Annotated in this window: 15 protein-coding genes; 10 read left to right on the forward strand and 5 right to left on the reverse strand. The window is 64.2% G+C overall.

The window, feature by feature from the left end; all coding sequences use genetic code 11:
* Nucleotides 1-2 precede the first annotated feature (2 nt).
* A complete protein-coding gene (locus HZZ13_RS28250) occupies nucleotides 3-1,532 on the reverse strand; it encodes an SUMF1/EgtB/PvdO family nonheme iron enzyme (protein WP_197962803.1) in 1,530 nt (509 codons plus the stop codon).
* A 304-nt stretch (nucleotides 1,533-1,836) separates the two neighbouring features.
* Between HZZ13_RS28250 and HZZ13_RS28255 the strand changes: the two genes are divergently transcribed.
* From HZZ13_RS28255 to HZZ13_RS28280, 6 genes are all read left to right on the forward strand, one after another.
* Entirely contained in the window at nucleotides 1,837-2,469 is a 633-nt protein-coding gene (locus HZZ13_RS28255) for a hypothetical protein (RefSeq protein ID WP_197962804.1), read from the forward strand.
* Nucleotides 2,470-2,510: 41 nt separating this feature from the next.
* The gene (locus tag HZZ13_RS28260; RefSeq protein ID WP_197962805.1) at nucleotides 2,511-2,957 is read left to right on the forward strand and encodes a DsrE family protein; all 447 of its coding nucleotides are present in this window, start codon (nucleotides 2,511-2,513) and stop codon (nucleotides 2,955-2,957) included.
* Between the two features lie 274 nt (nucleotides 2,958-3,231).
* Nucleotides 3,232-3,555 carry an ArsR/SmtB family transcription factor gene (locus HZZ13_RS28265; RefSeq protein ID WP_197962806.1) on the forward strand — a complete coding sequence of 108 codons (324 nt, stop codon included), beginning with the start codon at nucleotides 3,232-3,234 and terminating at the stop codon, nucleotides 3,553-3,555.
* Nucleotides 3,552-3,980: an SRPBCC family protein gene (locus HZZ13_RS28270; RefSeq protein ID WP_197962807.1), complete on the forward strand. Its 429-nt coding sequence runs from the start codon at nucleotides 3,552-3,554 to the stop codon at nucleotides 3,978-3,980. Before HZZ13_RS28265 ends, HZZ13_RS28270 begins: the two co-directional genes overlap by 4 nt.
* Nucleotides 3,981-4,022: 42 nt before the next feature.
* Nucleotides 4,023-4,226 (forward strand): hypothetical protein, encoded by a 204-nt coding sequence (locus HZZ13_RS28275; protein WP_197962808.1) that lies wholly within the window; start codon nucleotides 4,023-4,025, stop codon nucleotides 4,224-4,226.
* Between the two features lie 11 nt (nucleotides 4,227-4,237).
* Entirely contained in the window at nucleotides 4,238-4,684 is a 447-nt protein-coding gene (locus tag HZZ13_RS28280; RefSeq protein ID WP_197962861.1) for a DUF1801 domain-containing protein, read from the forward strand.
* Nucleotides 4,685-4,927: 243 nt separating this feature from the next.
* Here HZZ13_RS28280 and HZZ13_RS28285 read toward each other — a convergent pair whose 3' ends face one another.
* The 4 genes from HZZ13_RS28285 to HZZ13_RS37430 form a co-directional block, all read right to left on the reverse strand.
* Nucleotides 4,928-6,466, reverse strand: coding sequence for a SpoVR family protein (locus HZZ13_RS28285; RefSeq protein WP_197962809.1), 1,539 nt, complete (start codon nucleotides 6,464-6,466; stop codon nucleotides 4,928-4,930).
* Nucleotides 6,463-7,740, reverse strand: a complete 1,278-nt coding sequence (locus HZZ13_RS28290; protein WP_197962862.1) for a YeaH/YhbH family protein — start codon at nucleotides 7,738-7,740, stop codon at nucleotides 6,463-6,465. The genes HZZ13_RS28285 and HZZ13_RS28290 overlap by 4 nt, the downstream gene beginning before the upstream one ends.
* 31 nt (nucleotides 7,741-7,771) lie before the next feature.
* Nucleotides 7,772-9,715: a PrkA family serine protein kinase gene (locus HZZ13_RS28295; protein WP_197962810.1), complete on the reverse strand. Its 1,944-nt coding sequence runs from the start codon at nucleotides 9,713-9,715 to the stop codon at nucleotides 7,772-7,774.
* A gap of 548 nt (nucleotides 9,716-10,263) precedes the next feature.
* Entirely contained in the window at nucleotides 10,264-10,536 is a 273-nt protein-coding gene (locus tag HZZ13_RS37430) for a hypothetical protein (protein WP_311972759.1), read from the reverse strand.
* 273 nt (nucleotides 10,537-10,809) lie between these two features.
* On the opposite strand from HZZ13_RS37430, the gene HZZ13_RS28305 reads away from it, so the two are divergent.
* Genes HZZ13_RS28305 through pgl form a run of 4 tightly spaced genes read left to right on the forward strand, consistent with a single transcriptional unit; the run spans nucleotide 10,810 to nucleotide 16,952 of the window.
* The gene (locus tag HZZ13_RS28305) at nucleotides 10,810-13,659 is read left to right on the forward strand and encodes a bifunctional transaldolase/phosoglucose isomerase (protein WP_197962811.1); all 2,850 of its coding nucleotides are present in this window, start codon (nucleotides 10,810-10,812) and stop codon (nucleotides 13,657-13,659) included.
* 13 nt (nucleotides 13,660-13,672) lie between these two features.
* Nucleotides 13,673-14,662 carry a phosphogluconate dehydrogenase (NAD(+)-dependent, decarboxylating) gene (gnd, locus tag HZZ13_RS28310; RefSeq protein WP_197962812.1) on the forward strand — a complete coding sequence of 330 codons (990 nt, stop codon included), beginning with the start codon at nucleotides 13,673-13,675 and terminating at the stop codon, nucleotides 14,660-14,662.
* A gap of 29 nt (nucleotides 14,663-14,691) precedes the next feature.
* Nucleotides 14,692-16,203, forward strand: coding sequence for a glucose-6-phosphate dehydrogenase (zwf, locus tag HZZ13_RS28315; RefSeq protein WP_197962813.1), 1,512 nt, complete (start codon nucleotides 14,692-14,694; stop codon nucleotides 16,201-16,203).
* Nucleotides 16,203-16,952, forward strand: coding sequence for a 6-phosphogluconolactonase (pgl, locus tag HZZ13_RS28320; protein WP_197962863.1), 750 nt, complete (start codon nucleotides 16,203-16,205; stop codon nucleotides 16,950-16,952). Before zwf ends, pgl begins: the two co-directional genes overlap by 1 nt.
* The last annotated feature ends 1 nt before the right edge of the window (nucleotide 16,953 follow it).

Consider the following 16,953-nt stretch of genomic DNA (forward strand, 5'->3'; position numbering starts at 1 on the left):
ACTTACGGACTGAGCGCGACACGGAATCCATGCGTGGGGTAACGAACATTGGTGTCGTAACCATCGCGGTTTGACGGCCGGACATATCTTGAATCGTTCTTCCAGGAGCCCGATCGCAGGACATGAGAGCTGCAGTCCGCGCTGCTCCACGCCGAGCCGTCGCTCGGCGCACCCTGATAGGTCCTGTGCCAGCAGTCCTCGACCCACTGATCGATGGCGCCGCCCATGTCGTAGAGCCCGAATGGATTGGGCTTGAAGCTGCCGACCTTGGCCGGCTGCTCGGCCGCAAGATCACCGCAATCCTTGCACCCGGCCATGCCCGGCCGGAGCTTGTCGCCCCACCAGTATTTGGTCTGCGTTCCGCCGCGCGCCGCATATTCCCATTCGGCTTCGCTCGGAAGCCGGTAGGGCTTCTTCGTCGCTTGCGCGAGCCAGGCGACATATTGCTGCGCATCGGTCCAGCTCACATTGCTGACCGGGGCATCGTCCTTGCCGGTGGCCGTGAATCCGCATGCCTTGGCGGCAGCGCATTCGTTCCACTCCTGCACCGTCACCGGATATTTTCCGATCGAGAACGGCTTGATCGTGACCTGGTGGACGGGTCGTTCGGTCGGATCGTCGTTGCTTCCCATCGCGAAGCTGCCGCCGCGAATGGCGACCATTTCGGGCTCGCGCACCGGTGTCGCGGACGGGCTGGGCGCCGGCGCCGGCGATGCAGGCGCCGAAGCCAATGAGGGCGATGGTTGGGGCGCCTGCGTCGCGGCTTCCCGCGGCGGAGATTGCGGGACCGGGGATGGCGCCGGAGAAGCGGCGGGAGCCGCGACCCGCTCATCCACTCTGCCCTGAGGCTGTGCCAGCAAATACCAGAGTGCGCCGGCGGCGATGGCAAGCAGCGTGATGGCCAGGGAAAAGATCAGCGCGTTCTCGCGCCGGCTTCTGGTCCGCCCGACGGCATCTGCATCCGGCAGCACGCGATAGACGCGCACGGGATCGGTGATGTTCTTGACCTTGCGGTCGCCTAGCGACTCATAACCGCACACGATCTTGTGCTTGATCTGCTCGTAGATCGCGCCGGATATATAGACCTGCCCCGGCTCCGCGATGCCCTCGATACGCGTGGCAATGTTGACGCCGTCACCATAGATGTCGTCCGGCTCCACGATGACGTCACCGAGATTGACGCCGATCCGATATTCGAGCCGGGAATGCTTGGGAATCGAGGCATTGCGACCGACGAGATTCTGCTGGATGACGATGCTGCATCGAACGGCTTCCACGGGACTGTCGAAAACGGCGATGAAACCGTCGCCGGTCGTCTTCACCAGACTTCCATGGTGCTCGATAATGCTGGGCTGGATGATGTCGCGCTCGATCCGCTTCACACGGGCGTGCGTGCCTTCCTCGTCGGCCTGCATCAACCGGCTGTAGGAGGCGATGTCACCGACAATGATCGCGGCGAGACGACGAGGCATTCCGCTGTGCGGCGGCGGCTCATCGTGATTTCCGGGTCTGAAGTTGCGAATTTCGCCCATGCGGGGGACTCCACAAACTTGCAAGGCGGCCCCAGCCTACGACAGCCAAAGGCGGTCGTCTGTGAAGGCTACCACATTGACGAACCGAGACAATGTCGCAGCACGCACCGGCGCCGGGTTCCCAGGAATCAAGTCGTCGCATCCATTGAACCTTCTTGATCGCAGTGGTGACTAAGGCCCGGCGTGGCCTCAGCCCGACCTCGCGCGACGTGCGAGGGTTGAACGCGCTCCACTTCGCCTGCGACCAATCGCCAGACCGGCCCGCGCATGGCGGGCCAATGGCCATCAGGCGCTCGGTGCGATCATGAAGCTTGCCCTTGTCCTTCCGCTTGCCCTTCCCCTTGTCCTGGCTGCATTGATCGGCACTGCCCGGGCCGAGGACGGCGATGATATTCGCGAGGCCAGCAAGGCCGAGGCAGAGACCTTCAATACGCGTATGTATGCGGGGACTCCCGGCGACAAGGCCTATGCCTGCTTCGTCCGCCGCTACGATGCCGACCATCTGGCGCGGCATCCGAAGCAGAAGGTTGCCGCGATGAAGCTGCTGATCTCCGCGGAGTTCGACAAGGAGGACAAGCAGCTCCACAACTCCTTCCGCCTCGGCTTCAAATACCGTCACCGCAGCGGCGATTTCGATTCCAGCGGCTCGTGCAATCACGCCGTGTTCACCAGGAGCGGCGACGAGGTGCGCCTCGGCTGCGGCGTCGACTGCGAGGGCGGCGGCATCGGCGTTGCGCTCTCCAGGGACGACAAGTCGGCGATCGTCCGGCTCGAACGCGTCCGCGTTTGGCAGAACAACAAGCCGGACGACGATGCCGAGCATTCGCTGACGGCCGGCGCCGACGACAAGATCTTCCGCCTCGACCGCACCGACGACAGCGAGTGCGCTTCGCTGGTGACCGACCGCAAGGAACTCGCGGCGCTGCGCCACAAGTGATATGCCTTCGGCACATTCGGGGCTTCGTCGAGGAGATCGCCATGAACCGCCGGAACATGTTGTGGAGCGCCGTCTCGGCGCTGGGTGCAGCGCTCGGCGCCTCGCGTGCACAAGCCGCGACCGACGCGCCATCGAACAAGCTCAAGGTGGTCTATCACCTCAGCGATGCCGAGAAGGTCAATTTCGTGCTCGGCAACATCCAGAACCACATCGACGGCGTCGGCGGCCCCGAGCATGTGACGCTCGCGCTGGTGATCCACGGCCCGGCGCTGAAGGCGTTTCACTGGGCCCAGGCCAGCCCCGACGTCAGCAAGCGCGTCGGCGATTTCTCCAAAGGCGGCGTCGAGCTCGCGGCCTGCGGCAACACGATGAAGGCGCAGAACGTGACGCTCGACGAGCTGCTGCCGGGGTTCGTCAGCGCGGAAAGAGGCGGCGTGGTGCGCTTGGCCGAGCTGCAATCGCAGGGGTATTTGTATTTGCGTCCTTAGGAGCTGGCCGCGCGCCAGGTGCGCTCTCTCCCCCGCCTGCGGGGGAGTGTTGGGGAGAGGGTGTCTCGGCAATGGGACAATCTCCCAGAGGAAAGAGCCCTCACCCGGCGCGCGGGACGATCTTCGCATCGCCCGCAGGCGCCGACCTCTCCCGCAAGCTGGAGAGGTTAGAGGAGCCCGCGGCTCCCTCCTCGCCCCTATTTCCATCGGACTTGACTCAACCATAACTCCGAAGTTATGAATTAATCCATAACTTCGCAGTTATGGATCGCGCATGCCCTCCACCCCCGACCTCCTGTTCAGGACCCTCGCCGATCCCACCCGGCGGGCGATCTTCGAGCGGCTGTGCCGCGAGGGGGAGCAGACGGTCGGGGCGCTGACGGCGCGATCCGGCGTGTCCCAGCCGGCGGTGTCGAAGCATCTCGGCGCCTTGAAGCAGGCGGGGCTCGTGCGTGACCGGCATGAAGGACGCCAGACCCATTACAGCGCGCAGCCCGGTGCGCTCAATCCGCTGATCGACTGGACCGGCCAGATGGCCGGGTTCTGGCAGAACAGGCTCGATGCCCTCGACGATCTCCTGAAGAGGATGGACCAATGAACCAACCCGCCGAGACGCGCTCCGTCGTCATCGAGCGCGAATTTGCCTTTCCGACCGAGCGGCTCTGGCGCGCGCTGACGCAGCCGCATCTGATCGAGGAATGGCTGATGAAGAACGACTTCAAGCCGGCCGTCGGCCATCGCTTCAACCTGCGCGGCGAATGGGGCGGCGTGCTGGACTGCGAGGTGCTCACCATCGAACCGCAGAAGACGCTGGCCTACACCTGGAATTTCTCGCACGAGGACGCCGCCTTCGATCTGAAGAGCATCGTCACCTTCACGCTGACGCCGACGAGCGCGGGCACGCATCTGCGCGTCGAGCAGGCGGGCTTCCGCCCGACGCAGAAGCAGGCGTTCGGCGGCGCGCATGCCGGCTGGAAGCAGTTCCTGGCCAAGCTGGACGAGGTGCTGGCGCGAGCCGGCTAGCTCCGCCGGCGTCCATTTCGATCAATCCAACAGGAGGTCCCAATGAGCACGCAGATGTGGATTCGGCAAATTCATCGCTGGCTGTCGATGGCTTTCACGCTCGCCGTCATCGCCAACATCGTGGCGATGACGATGCAGGTCCAGGCGATGTGGATCGGCTTCCTGGCGCTCGTGCCGCTGATTCCGCTGCTCGCGACCGGCCTCTATCTGTTCGCGCTGCCTTATCGCGGCCACAGCAAGGCGTGAACGAGGCCATGATGAAGAAGCCCGTGACGGCAACGAAGAGCAGCGCGAAGGACGCAGGCACCGCCTCGCCATCAAAGCTGATCGACGGCCGGATCAAGCAGCTCGGCGACTGGCGCGGCGAGATGCTCGCGCGCGTGCGCGGCCTGATCAGGGAAGCCGATCCTGACGTCGTCGAGGAATGGAAATGGCGCGGCGTTCCCGTGTGGGAGCATGATGGCATCATCTGCACCGGCGAGACCTACAAGGAGGTGGTGAAGCTGACCTTCGCCAAGGGCGCGGCGCTGGCGGATCCCGCTTGTCTCTTCAACTCCAGCCTGGACGGCAATGTGCGCCGCGCGATCGATATCCGCGAGGGCGAGAGGATCAATGAGAAGGCGTTCAAGGCGCTGATCCGCGCGGCAGTGGAGCTGAATGCGAGCAAGGCGAAGCCGGCCAAAAAGAAAAGCGTGATGAGCTGAAGATCGTGTAGGCGGCAGCGAAGCTCTCTCCGTTCCCTCCCCCCTTGTGGGGGAGGGTCAGGGAGGGGGGTGCCGCACGGGGATTCTTTCCTTCACGCACGCCTCGGTGCACCGTCAATAACGGGCACCTTTTGCTGGGCCACCCCTCTCCCTAGCCCTCCCCCACAAGGGGGGAGGGAACGCACCGCCGCCGATGCGCCACTCGGGGCTCCCAAGTTCAAGCGCTCGACGTGCCCTCCGCCCTCACGCCACCGCGGCGGGAATCGGGCGCGGGCTGACGACGTATTCGCGCAAAACCTTGTCGTTGGCGTCGACCTCGATCAGCGCGACGTCGTAGGTCCAGAGATCGGCGAGGTGCTGCAGCACGCGCTTGGCGTCGGTCTCGTTGAGCTGCGAGCCCTTGATGACGTGGTGATGCAGGATCAGCCGGCGGTCGCCGGAGAGATCGACGTCGACCACCTCGATATTGGCGTCGATGAAGCCGACATCGTGCTGCCGCGCCAGCTCGCGGCGAACGCGGCGGAAGCCGCGCTCGTCGTGGATGGCATCGACGCGGATGCCGGCGCGCTCCTCGGGATCGTCGTGCAGGTGGAACATGCGGAAGTGCCGCATCAATCTGGGGCTCAGGAATTGGCCAATGAAGCTTTCATCGCGGTAATTGGCCCAGACATCGCGCAGCACGCCCATGACGTCGCCCTTGCCGGCGATGTCCGGGAACCACTCGCGGTCCTCGTCTGCCGGATTGGCGACGATGCGCTCGATGTCCTGCATCACCGCGAAGCCCAGGGCATAGGGGTTGAAGCCGGAGAAGCGCGGGTCGTCGAATTCGGGCTGGAACACCACGTTGGTGTGCGACCCCAGAAACTCGAGGAAGTTGCCGTCGCTGATGCGACCCTGCTCGTGCAGCCTGGTCATGATGCGATAATGGACGTAGGTCGCCGTCCCCTCGTTCATGACCTTGGTCTGGCTCTGCGGATAGAAATATTGCGCGATGTGGCGGACGATGCGGAGCAGCTCGCGCTGCCAGGGCGCCAGCCGCGGCGCGCTCTTCTCCAGGAAATAGAGCAAATTCTCCTGCGGCAGGCCGAGCAGCTTGCGGCGGCGCTCGATGCTCAGGGTGGACCGGCTCTTGGCGGCACCCTTCGGCACCGTGCGCCAGAGATCGTTGAAGACCTCCTCCTCGTGCTGGCGGCGGCGCCCTGCCCGCTTCTCCTCGGCGCGCAGGTCGAGCTTCTTCTTGCCGGGGTAACGGTCGATGCCGTGCGACATCAGCGCGTGCGCGGCGTCGAGCGTGCGCTCGACCTCGATGCGGCCGTAGCGCTCCTCGCACTGCATAACGTAATTCTTGGCGAAGTCGAGATAGTCCAGGATGCCGTCGGCATCGGTCCACTGCTTGAACAGATAATTGTTCTTGAAGAAATGGTTGTGGCCGAAGGCGGCGTGCGCGATCACCAGCGTCTGCATCGTCGCCGTGTTCTCCTCCATCAGATAGGAGATGCAGGGCGAGGAGTTGATGACGATCTCGTAGGCGAGCCCCATCAGGCCCTTGCGGTAGGACGCCTCATGGAATGCGAAGTGCTTGCCGAACGACCAGTGCTTGTAGAACAAGGGCATGCCGACCGACGAATAGGCGTCCAGCATCTGCTCGGCGGTGATGACCTCGATCTGGTTCGGATAGACGTCGAGGCCGAGATCCTTCAACGCCACCTCCTCGCAGGCATCGGTGATGCGCTGCAAGGTGTGAAAATCCCAATCGGCGCCTTCGAACAAACGTTCCGTCATGGAGCGGCCTTCTCCTTGGCAGTGTCGCGGCGCTGGAACAGGTCGTGGAATACCGGAAAGATCTCGCTGCGCTCCGAGACCTTGCGCATCGAGAGCGGCGCGCCGCTGCTGCGCAGGCGTTCGTAGAGGCTCCAGAGCGAAGAGTCGGAGAGATCGAAGGCGCTGCCGCCGGCCTCACCGACCTCGAGATAGGCGAAGAACTGGCAGACCGGCAGGATCTTCTCGGTCAGCAGGAGCCCCGTGAGCTCGCCGTCGGAATAGGAATTGTCGCCGTCGGAAGCTTGCGCGGCGTAGATGTTCCAGTCCGACGGGTTGAAGCGCTCGCGCACGATCTCGTGCATCGCCTGCAGCGCGCTGGAGACCAGCGTGCCGCCCGAGGCCGGACCGTAGAAGAAGGTCTGCTCGTCGACCTCCTCGGCGCGATCGGTGTGGCGGATGAAGACGATCTCGACGTGCTTGTAGCGCCGCTTCAGGAAGACGTAGAGCAGCATGTAGAAGCGCTTCGCCAGATCCTTCATGTGCTCGGACATCGAGCCGGAGACGTCCATCAGACAGAACATCACCGCCTGCGCGACGGGCTTCGGCACCGTCTCGAAGCGCCGGTAGCGGATGTCGAGCGGATCGATGAAGGGGATGCGCTTCGACTTCGCCTTCAGGGTTTCGAGCCGGGCCACGAGAGCCGCACGCTCGTCCTCGTCGGTGCATGCTTCGATCGCGGCTTCCAGCTCTTCGATCTCGTCCTTGCGCGGACGCTTGAGCGCGATGCGGCGGGCGAGCGCCAGCTTCACCGTCCGGCTCACCGAGATGTTGGCGGGCGAGCCGGTCATGGTGTAGCCGGCGCGCTGGATGCCTTCGCTCTCGGTCTGCGCGATCTTGCGCTTGGCGAGATCCGGAAGCTCGAGATCGTCGAGGAACAGATCGACGAACTCGTCACGGCTCAGCACGAAGCGGAAGGCGTCCTCGCTGTCGCCTTCGCCGGGGCCGGAATCCTTCGCGCTGCCCTGGCCGGAGCGCTGGAGATAGTCGCCTTCGATGAACTTCTTGTTGCCGGGCAGGACCATGTCGCGCGTGCCGCCTTCACGGCGGAAGCGCGGCTCGTGCATGCCGTCGAGCGGGATCGTGACCTCACCACCCTCCAGGACGTCCTTGATGTCGCGTTCCTGCGAGGTCTTCTTGACGGCGCCCTGCACCAGGGATTTGGCCCGACGCAAGAACCGCTGGCGGTTCTCAAGACTCTTGCCGCCTGGATTCAGGCGCCTGTCAATAATGTGAATGGGCACTTTACCATTCGCCTCCCATCCCGCCTCAACCGGCCTGCTTCACGCGCATGTACCATTCGACGAGCCGGCGAACCTGACGCTCGGTGTAGCCGCGCTCCACCATGCGTGCGACGAACTCGCCGTGCTTCTTCTCCGTCTCGCCGTCCTTCTTCGACCCGAAGGAGATGACCGGAAGCAGGTCCTCGACCTGGGAGAATATCCGCTTTTCGATCACATCGCGAATCTTCTCGTAGGAGGTCCAGGTCGGGTTCTTGCCGCCGTTCTGGGCCCGCGCCCGTAACGAGAATTTGACGACCTCGTTGCGGAAGTCCTTGGGGTTGGCGATGCCCGCCGGCTTCTCGATTTTCGTCAGCTCCTGGTTCAAAAGCTCGCGATCGAGCAGCTGGCCGGTGTCGGGATCCTTGAAGTCCTGGTCCTCGATCCAGGCGTCGGCATAATCGACGTAGCGATCGAACAGGTTCTGGCCATAATCCGAGTAGGATTCCAGATAGGCCTTCTGGATCTCGTTGCCGATGAACTCGGCGTAGCGCGGTGCCAGCTCCGCCTTGATGAATTCGAGATAGCGTTTCTCGGTTTCCTCCGGAAGCTGCTCGCGGCGGATCGCCTGTTCCAGCGCGTACATCAGGTGCACGGCGTCGGCGGCGACCTCCTGCGGATCGTGGTTGAAGGTCGCAGCCAGGACCTTGAAGGCGAAGCGGGTGGAGGCACCGTCCATGCCCTCGTCGACGCCGGCGGCATCGCGATATTCCTGGACGCTGCGCGCCTTCGGATCGGATTCCTTCAGGCTCTCGCCGTCATAGACCCGCATCTTGGCGAACACCGTCGAATTCTCGTGCTTGCGCAGGCGCGACATCACCGAGAACCGCGCCAGCGTCTCCAGCGTCGACGGCGCGCAAGGAGCCGAGGCGAGCTCGGAGCCCTGGATCAGCTTCTCGTAGATCTTCTGCTCCTCGGTGACCCTGAGGCAGTAGGGCACCTTGATGACGCAGATGCGGTCGATGAAGGCTTCGTTGTTCTTGTTGGCCTTGAAGCTCGCCCACTCGGCTTCGTTCGAGTGCGCCAGGATGATGCCGGTGAACGGGATCGCGCCGATGTTCTCGGTGCCGATATAATTGCCTTCCTGGGTTGCGGTCAGCAACGGGTGCAGCATCTTGATCGGCGCCTTGAACATCTCGACGAATTCAAGGATGCCCTGATTGGCGCGATTGAGGCCGCCCGAGTAGCTGTAGGCATCGGGATCGTTCTGCGCGTAGGTCTCGAGCTTGCGGATATCGACCTTGCCGACCAGCGACGAGATGTCCTGGTTGTTCTCGTCACCAGGCTCGGTCTTGGAGACCGCGATCTGGCGCAGTCGCGACGGCTGGATCTTGGCGACACGGAATTGCGAGATGTCGCCACCGAAGGCCTCGAGCCGCTTGTAGCACCACGGGCTCATCAGGCCGGTGAGGCGCCGGCGCGGAATGCCATACTTCTCTTCCAGCATCGGCCCGAGATGATCGGGATCGAACAGGCTGAGCGGGCTCTCGAACACGGGCGAGAGCTCGTCGCCCGCCTTGAGCACGTAGATCGGCTGCACTTCCATCAGCGACTTCAGCCGCTCGGCGAGCGAGGACTTACCGCCGCCGACCGGACCGAGCAGGTAGAGGATCTGCTTGCGTTCTTCGAGACCTTGCGCCGCGTGGCGGAAGAAACCGACGATGCGCTCGATGGTTTCTTCCATGCCGTAGAAGCCGGCGAAGGCCGGATAGGTTCGGATGGTGCGGTTCAAAAAAATACGGCCAAGGCGTGGGTCCTTGGCCGTGTCAATCGTCTGGGGCTCACCGATCGCTGCAAGTAGTCGTTCGGCCGCGTTCGCGTATTTCATGGGATCGCTTCGACACGATTCCAGATATTCCGCCATCGACATGTCGTGCTGGCTTCTCGCCTCGAACGACCGAGCGAAAGCGTTGAATAGAGAATCGTTGTACATGATCCCTCTCCGCGTGAGTTCCGCTACAAGCTGAAACGAAAGCAGTTACCGGACCGTTCCTCAGGCCGTTTCGAATCAGCGTGAGCACATGACGATCATTGGACACCCGGGTGCCAACTCCACGCAACGCACAACGTAGGCACTCCATGAGTTACGAACAGGCACCTGCCTGTAATTTGTGCGAATCTCCGTCTATTTTGGCTCATTTCCAGAAAATGTCACTTGGTCGCCACATCCGGGCGTTCCCGGGGATGGCCCCATCCGGCAATGCAGCATAGCGATCCGGGAGCGGCGATCTTATGACACTCGTACGGCGAAGCCTTGCCGCCCCCGTTCATCTTCCTGCTGCAATGCGGTGTGTGCGCCGGCGGTCGCGTGGAAGTCGCGACAGGCGCGCAGCAATGTCTCAAAATCAGATCGCCAAGCCCTCCGCGCTGATGGCGATATGGCCATCCTGCAGGTGGCGAGCCGGCGCGGGGATGGCGGACAGCTGGCGCTGCAGGGCCGGCGACGGCGTGAGCATGATCGCCTTGCGGCCGCGGCGTTCTTCAGCCGAAATCTCCGCGATCGACTCCCAGAGAAAAAATTTCTTTGCCAATGCGAAGATCGGGGATGCCGTAGAGGGTGACGAGCGCCACCGCTCCTCGTTCGCTGGGAAGCATCCAGATCAGCCAGGCGGTCATCAGGCCAAACACGACGAGGCCGGCATAACGCGGCTGCGTGACGCAGCGGTGGATTTCGAGATCGCACGATGCGTCGATACTCACCGGTATAACCGATGGCTGGCTGTCGGCGACAGCCAGATCCTTATCGACTTGCATGTTCTTCCCCCGGCGCGGCCCTTCACGGTCGAGCCACGATGCAACCGCGCTCGAGCGAAGCCATGCGTCTTAGCAACGTCTGCAACGTCGCCACTTTTACGCAACATAGCACCCCTGCCCGCCTGGATCGCCATGATCGCGACGGAGTTACACTGGAGGGTATGACTCCCACACCCTTGATTGGTTCCCTCCCGGGTGCATGTAAGCTAGAGGATAGCGCGTCAGGACCTTCGCGAAAACCCTCGTCCGCAGGCTTGGAGATAAATAAGCATCATGAATCCCGTCAAAGAACTGGAAAAGCACGGACAGGCGGTCTGGCTCGACTTCCTGGCCCGCGGCTTCATCGCCAAGGGCGACCTGAAGCGGCTGATCGACACCGACGGCGTCAAGGGCGTCACCTCCAACCCGTCGATCTTCGAGAAGGCGATCGGCAGCTCGGACGAATATGACGCCCCGATCGGCAAGGCGCTGAAGCGCGGCGACCGCACCGTGGCCGACCTGTTCGAGGCCGTCGCGATCGAGGACATCCAGAACGCCGCCGACGTGCTGCGCCCGGTCTATGACCGCCTCAAGGGCGGCGACGGCTATGTCAGCCTGGAGGTCTCGCCCTATCTCGCCATGGACACATCAGGCACGATCGCGGAGGCGCGGCGGCTCTGGAAGGACGTCGGTCGCAAGAACCTGATGGTGAAGGTGCCGGCGACGCCGGAGGGCCTGCCGGCGATCGAGCAGCTGATCAGCGAGGGCATCAGCATCAACATCACGCTCCTGTTCTCCAAGGCCGTCTATCTCGAGGTGGCCGAGGCCTACATCGCGGGCCTCGAGACCTACGTCGCGGGCGGCGGCGATCCCTCGCACGTGGCCAGCGTCGCCAGCTTCTTCGTCAGCCGGATCGATTCGGTGGTCGACAAGCAGCTGGACGAGAAGATCGCCCGCGCCAACGATCCGTCCGAGAAGGAGCGGCTCGCCGCGCTCAAGGGCAAGGTCGCGATCGCCAACGCCAAGGTCGCCTATCAGGACTACAAGCGCCTGTTCTCTGGGGCCCGCTGGGACAAGCTCGCCGCCAAGGGCGCCAAGCCGCAGCGCATGCTGTGGGCATCGACCGGCACCAAGAACAAGGACTACAGCGACGTGCTCTATGTCGAGGAGCTGATCGGCCCCGACACCATCAACACCATGCCGCCGGCGACGCTGGACGCGTTCCGCGACCACGGCAAGCTGCGCGACAGCTTGGAAGAGAACGTCGAGGACGCGAGGCGCGTGCTGGAGGAGCTGGAGCGCTCCGGCATCTCGCTCGATGCCATCACCGAGGAGCTGGTCAAGGACGGCGTCAAGCTGTTTGCCGATGCCGCCGACAAGCTCTACGGCGCCGTCGCCCACAAGCGCGCGGTTGTGCTCGGGCCCGCACTCGACCGCCAGCAGCTCTCGCTGGGCGACGGGCTCGGCAAGGCGCTGGCCAAGACCACGGAGGAGTGGCGGGCGTCGGCCACGATCCGCAGGTTGTGGCAGCGTGACAAGTCGGTCTGGACCGGCGCGGACGAGGACAAATGGCTGGGCTGGCTCGACAGCCCGCAACAGGCCGACATTGCCGATTACGAGGACTATGCGGGCCGCGTGAAGGGCCAGAAATTCTCCGACGCCGTCGTGCTCGGCATGGGTGGCTCCAGCCTCGGCCCCGAGGTGCTGGCCGAGACCTTCGGCAAGAAGCCCGGCTTCCCCAAGCTGCACGTGCTCGACTCCACCGACCCGGCGCAGGTGCGGGCGATGGAGGCGAAGATCGACATCGCCAACACCGTCTTCATCGTCTCCAGCAAGTCCGGCGGCACGACCGAGCCGAACGCGATGAAGGACTATTTCCACGAGCAGGTCGCCAAGGCGGTCGGTGCGAAGGTGAAGACCGGCCACCGCTTCATCGCGGTGACCGATCCCGGCTCGTCGCTGGAGAAGGCGGCGAAGAGCCTTCATTACGCCCGCATCTTCCACGGCGAGCCCTCGATCGGCGGACGCTATTCGGTGCTCTCGCCGTTCGGGCTGGTGCCGGCCGCGACCGCGGGCATCGACGTCAAGAGCTTCATCAAGCATGCGCTGGCGATGGCCCGCTCCTGCGGCCCGGATGTGCCGCCGTCCGAAAACCCGGGCGTGCAGCTCGGCCTCGCCATGGGTCTCGCGGGGCTCGAAGGCCGCGACAAGGTGACGATCCTGGCGTCGAAGAAGATCGCCGATTTCGGCGCCTGGGCCGAGCAGCTGATCGCGGAATCGACCGGCAAAGAGGGTAAGGGCCTGATCCCGATCGAGGGCGAGCCGCTGGGCGATCCCTCCGTTTACGGCAACGACCGCTTCTTCATCGACATCCGCATCGAAGGCGAGGCGGACGCCGCCCATGACTCCAAGCTTGCCGCGATCGAGGCGGCCGGCCATCCCGTGGTGCGCATCGCCATGAAATCGATCGACCATCTCGGCCAGGAGTTCTTCCGCTTCGAGATGGCAACCGCCGTGGCCGGCAGCATTCTCGGCATCAACCCGTTCGACCAGCCGGACGTGGAAGCGGCCAAGATCAAGACCCGCGAGCTCACCGCCGCGTTCGAGAAGACCGGCAAGCTGCCGGCAGAAGAGCCGGTGGTCAGCACCAGGGAAGCCGATCTCTACACCGACGAGGCCAATGCCACGGCGCTGCGCGCCGCCGGCGCCAATGGCGATCTCGGCTCCTGGCTGAAGGCGCATCTGTCGCGATCCAGCGACGGAGACTACTTCGCCCTGCTCGGCTACGTCGCGCGCGACAAGGCCACGATCGACGCGCTCCAGGCCATGCGGCTCGAAGTGCGCGAGAAGCGGCATGTTGCGACTTGCGCCCAGTTCGGCCCGCGCTTCCTGCATTCGACGGGACAGGCCTACAAGGGCGGGCCCGACAGCGGCGTGTTCCTCCAGATCACCACCGACGATGCCAAGGACCTGCCTGTGCCGGGCCAGAAGGCGAGCTTCGGCGTGATCAAGGCGGCGCAGGCGCGTGGCGATTTCGACGTGCTGACGGAACGCGGCCGGCGTGCGCTGCGCGTGCACCTGAAGGGCGGGCTCAAGAAAGGCCTCGCCGCGCTCAATGCAGCGCTCAACGAGGCGCTGAACTAAAGGAAGAATGCAGATGCAACTCGGCATGATCGGCCTCGGCCGAATGGGCGGCAACATCGTTCGCCGCCTGATGCTCCACGGGCACTCGACGGTGGTCTACGACAAGGACGCCAAAGCCGTCGCCAGCCTTGCCGCGGACGGCGCGGTCGGCTCGGCGACGCTGGAAGAGTTCGTCGCCCAGCTGGAGCGGCCGCGCACGGCCTGGGTGATGCTGCCGGCGGGACGCATCACCGAGACCACGATCGAGACGATCGCCGGCGTGATGCAGGAAGGCGACGTCATCATCGACGGCGGCAACACCTTCTGGCAGGACGACGTGCGCCGCGGCAAGGCGCTGAAGGCGCGCGGCATCCATTATGTCGACGTCGGCACGTCCGGCGGCGTCTGGGGCCTGGACCGCGGTTACTGCATGATGATCGGCGGCGAGAAGCAGGTGGTCGACCGGCTCGATCCGATCTTTGCTGCGCTTGCGCCGGGCGCCGGCGACATTCCGCGCACGCCAGGGCGCGAGGGCCGCGATCCCCGCATCGAGCAAGGCTACATTCACGCCGGCCCCGTCGGCGCCGGCCACTTCGTCAAGATGATCCACAACGGCATCGAGTACGGCCTGATGCAGGCCTATGCCGAAGGTTTCGACATCCTCAAGAACGCCAATATCGACGCCTTGCCGGCGGATCATCGCTACGATTTCGATCTCGCCGACATCGCCGAAGTGTGGCGGCGCGGCAGCGTGATTCCATCCTGGCTGCTCGACCTCACCTCGACCGCGCTCGCCGACAGTCCGCAGCTCGCCGAATATTCCGGCTTCGTGGAGGATTCCGGCGAAGGCCGCTGGACCGTGAATGCCGCGATCGACGAGGCCGTGCCGGCCGAGGTCCTGACCGCGGCGCTCTACACACGTTTCCGTTCCCGCAAGGAACACACCTTCGCCGAAAAAATTCTGTCCGCGATGCGTGCAGGGTTCGGCGGGCACAAGGAGCCGGGCGCGGCGAAGCCAAAGTAACGAGTAAACCAAGCGAAGGCCGATAATTCGTGACAAAAGATCCGCAGCCAAAGCGCAAGCCGGAAAATTGCGCCTTCGTCATCTTCGGCGTCACCGGCGACCTCACCCATCGCCTGGTGATGCCCTCGCTCTACAATCTGGCGGCCGAGCATCTGTTGCCGGAAAAATTCTGCGTCGTCGGCGTAGCCCGCAGGGGCCAGTCGGATGAGGAGCTGCGCGACAGCCTGCTGAAGGGCTTGCGGCAATTCGCGACGCGCCCGGTGGACGACGACATCGCCAAGAAGCTTTTGGAATGCGTGACCTTCGTCGAGGCCGACGCAAAGGATCCGCCCTCCTTCGACCGCCTGCACCAGCATCTGGATTCGCTGGAATGCGCGCAGGACACCGGCGGCAACCGGCTGTTCTATCTGGCAACGCCGCCAGCCGCGTTCGCACCGACCGCCCGGGAGCTCGGCCGCACCGGCATGATGAAGGAGAACGGCGCCTGGCGGCGGCTCGTGATCGAAAAGCCGTTCGGCACGGACCTCGCCTCGGCCCGCGCGCTGAATGCCGAGCTGCTGAAGATCATGGACGAGCACCAGATCTACCGGATCGATCATTACCTCGGCAAGGAAACGGTGCAGAACATCCTGGTGCTGCGCTTTGCCAACGGCATGTTCGAGCCGATCTGGAATCGCAACCACATCGACCACATCCAGATCACCGTGGAAGAGAAGCTCGGTGTCGGCCACCGCGGCGGCTTCTACGACGCCACGGGCGCGCTGCGCGACATGGTGCCGAACCACCTGTTCCAGCTGATGTCGCTGGTCGCGATGGAGCCGCCCGCCCGCTTCGATGCGCACTCCGTGCGCTCCGAGAAGGCGGACGTGCTGACATCGATCCAGCAGCCCAGCCGGGAAGAGGCGCTGAGGAATTCGGTGCGCGCGCAATATCTCGCCGGCCGCATCGGCGACGACGAGATCGCGGACTATCGCAAGACCGCGGACGTCAAACCGGATAGCACCACCGAGACCTTTGTCGCGCTCAAGCTGATGATCGACAATTGGCGCTGGGCCGGCGTGCCCTTCTATTTGCGCACCGGCAAGGCGCTCGGCCACAAGCGCACCGAAGTCGCGATCAAGTTCAAGCAGGCGCCGTTGTCGATGTTCTCAGGCACGGCGGTCGACCGGCTCTCGCAGAACTTCCTCACCATCGGCATCGCACCGACCGAGACCATCGAACTCCAGTTCAACGCCAAGATTCCGGGGCCGAGCGTCACCATCGACGGCGTCGAGATGAAGTTCCGCTACGGCGACTATTTCCGCGCCGATCCCTCGACCGGCTATGAGACGCTGATCTACGACTGCATGATCGGCGACAACATTCTGTTCCAGCGCGCCGACGGCATCGAGGCCGGATGGCAGGCCGTGCAGCCCTTCCTGGACGCCTGGAAGAGCGCGGGCAGCAACGGCATCGAAACCTATGAAGCCGGCAGCGACGGCCCTGCCTGCGCCGACGAGCTGCTCCGGCGTGACGGGCGAAGCTGGCGGAAGTACTCGTGATGGCTCTGGCTGAGCAGCCGAAGCTGATCGTCGAGGCCGATGCCGAAGCTCTCGCCCGCGTCGCGGCCGAACGCGTGCTGGCGCGGATCGCGGCCAATCCCGGCCGGATCGCGATCTGCCTCACCGGCGGCTCCAGCCCGAGGAAGCTGTATCAGTTGCTCGGTAGCGAGGCCTGGCGCAGCAGGATTCCGTGGGATCGCGTGCACTGGTTCATCGGCGACGAGCGCTTCGTGCCCGAAAGCGATCCGCTGAACAACATGGCGGTCGCGCGCGCAACCTTTCTCGATCGCCATGCGCCCGCCGGCCATATCCATCCGATCCCGACCATGGCCGTAAGTCCCGATGCCGCTGCGGAAGCCTATGCGCGTGAGCTAAAGGCCTTCTATGGGAGAGACCAGATCGATCCGGCGCGTCCGCTGTTCGATCTCGTCCTGATGGGCGCGGGGCCGGACGGCCACACCGCCTCGCTGTTTCCCGGCTTTCCCGAAATCGAAGAGACCCGACGCTGGGTCGTCGGCGTCCCCAAAGCGAACGTTGCGCCGTTCGTGCCGCGGGTCTCGCTTACCCTGCCTGCGTTGGCCTCCTGCCGAGAAATGCTGTTCGAGATTGCCGGGCAGGACAAGCGGCCGATCTTGACGCGCCTCGTCAATGGCGAGAATCTGCCGGCCTTACGCGCGCGCTCGAACGGCGAGACCGTCTGGCTGGTCGACAAGGCCGCGCTTCCGGAGGAAATTCGTGGGCCGCGCTGAC

The organism is Bradyrhizobium agreste (genome assembly GCF_016031625.1).
Classification (GTDB): Bacteria; Pseudomonadota; Alphaproteobacteria; order Rhizobiales; family Xanthobacteraceae; genus Bradyrhizobium; species Bradyrhizobium agreste.

What these genes read in the sequence shown, in the direction of transcription:
- HZZ13_RS28250 (WP_197962803.1), bottom strand. Translation starts at nt 1,532, where the DNA reads ATGGGCGAAATTCGCAACTTCAGACCCGGAAATCACGATGAGCCGCCG.
- HZZ13_RS28255 (WP_197962804.1), top strand. Translation starts at nt 1,837, where the DNA reads ATGAAGCTTGCCCTTGTCCTTCCGCTTGCCCTTCCCCTTGTCCTGGCT.
- HZZ13_RS28260 (WP_197962805.1), top strand. Translation starts at nt 2,511, where the DNA reads ATGAACCGCCGGAACATGTTGTGGAGCGCCGTCTCGGCGCTGGGTGCA.
- HZZ13_RS28265 (WP_197962806.1), top strand. Translation starts at nt 3,232, where the DNA reads ATGCCCTCCACCCCCGACCTCCTGTTCAGGACCCTCGCCGATCCCACC.
- HZZ13_RS28270 (WP_197962807.1), top strand. Translation starts at nt 3,552, where the DNA reads ATGAACCAACCCGCCGAGACGCGCTCCGTCGTCATCGAGCGCGAATTT.
- HZZ13_RS28275 (WP_197962808.1), top strand. Translation starts at nt 4,023, where the DNA reads ATGAGCACGCAGATGTGGATTCGGCAAATTCATCGCTGGCTGTCGATG.
- HZZ13_RS28280 (WP_197962861.1), top strand. Translation starts at nt 4,238, where the DNA reads ATGAAGAAGCCCGTGACGGCAACGAAGAGCAGCGCGAAGGACGCAGGC.
- HZZ13_RS28285 (WP_197962809.1), bottom strand. Translation starts at nt 6,466, where the DNA reads ATGACGGAACGTTTGTTCGAAGGCGCCGATTGGGATTTTCACACCTTG.
- HZZ13_RS28295 (WP_197962810.1), bottom strand. Translation starts at nt 9,715, where the DNA reads ATGTACAACGATTCTCTATTCAACGCTTTCGCTCGGTCGTTCGAGGCG.
- HZZ13_RS37430 (WP_311972759.1), bottom strand. Translation starts at nt 10,536, where the DNA reads ATGCAAGTCGATAAGGATCTGGCTGTCGCCGACAGCCAGCCATCGGTT.
- HZZ13_RS28305 (WP_197962811.1), top strand. Translation starts at nt 10,810, where the DNA reads ATGAATCCCGTCAAAGAACTGGAAAAGCACGGACAGGCGGTCTGGCTC.
- gnd (WP_197962812.1), top strand. Translation starts at nt 13,673, where the DNA reads ATGCAACTCGGCATGATCGGCCTCGGCCGAATGGGCGGCAACATCGTT.
- pgl (WP_197962863.1), top strand. Translation starts at nt 16,203, where the DNA reads ATGGCTCTGGCTGAGCAGCCGAAGCTGATCGTCGAGGCCGATGCCGAA.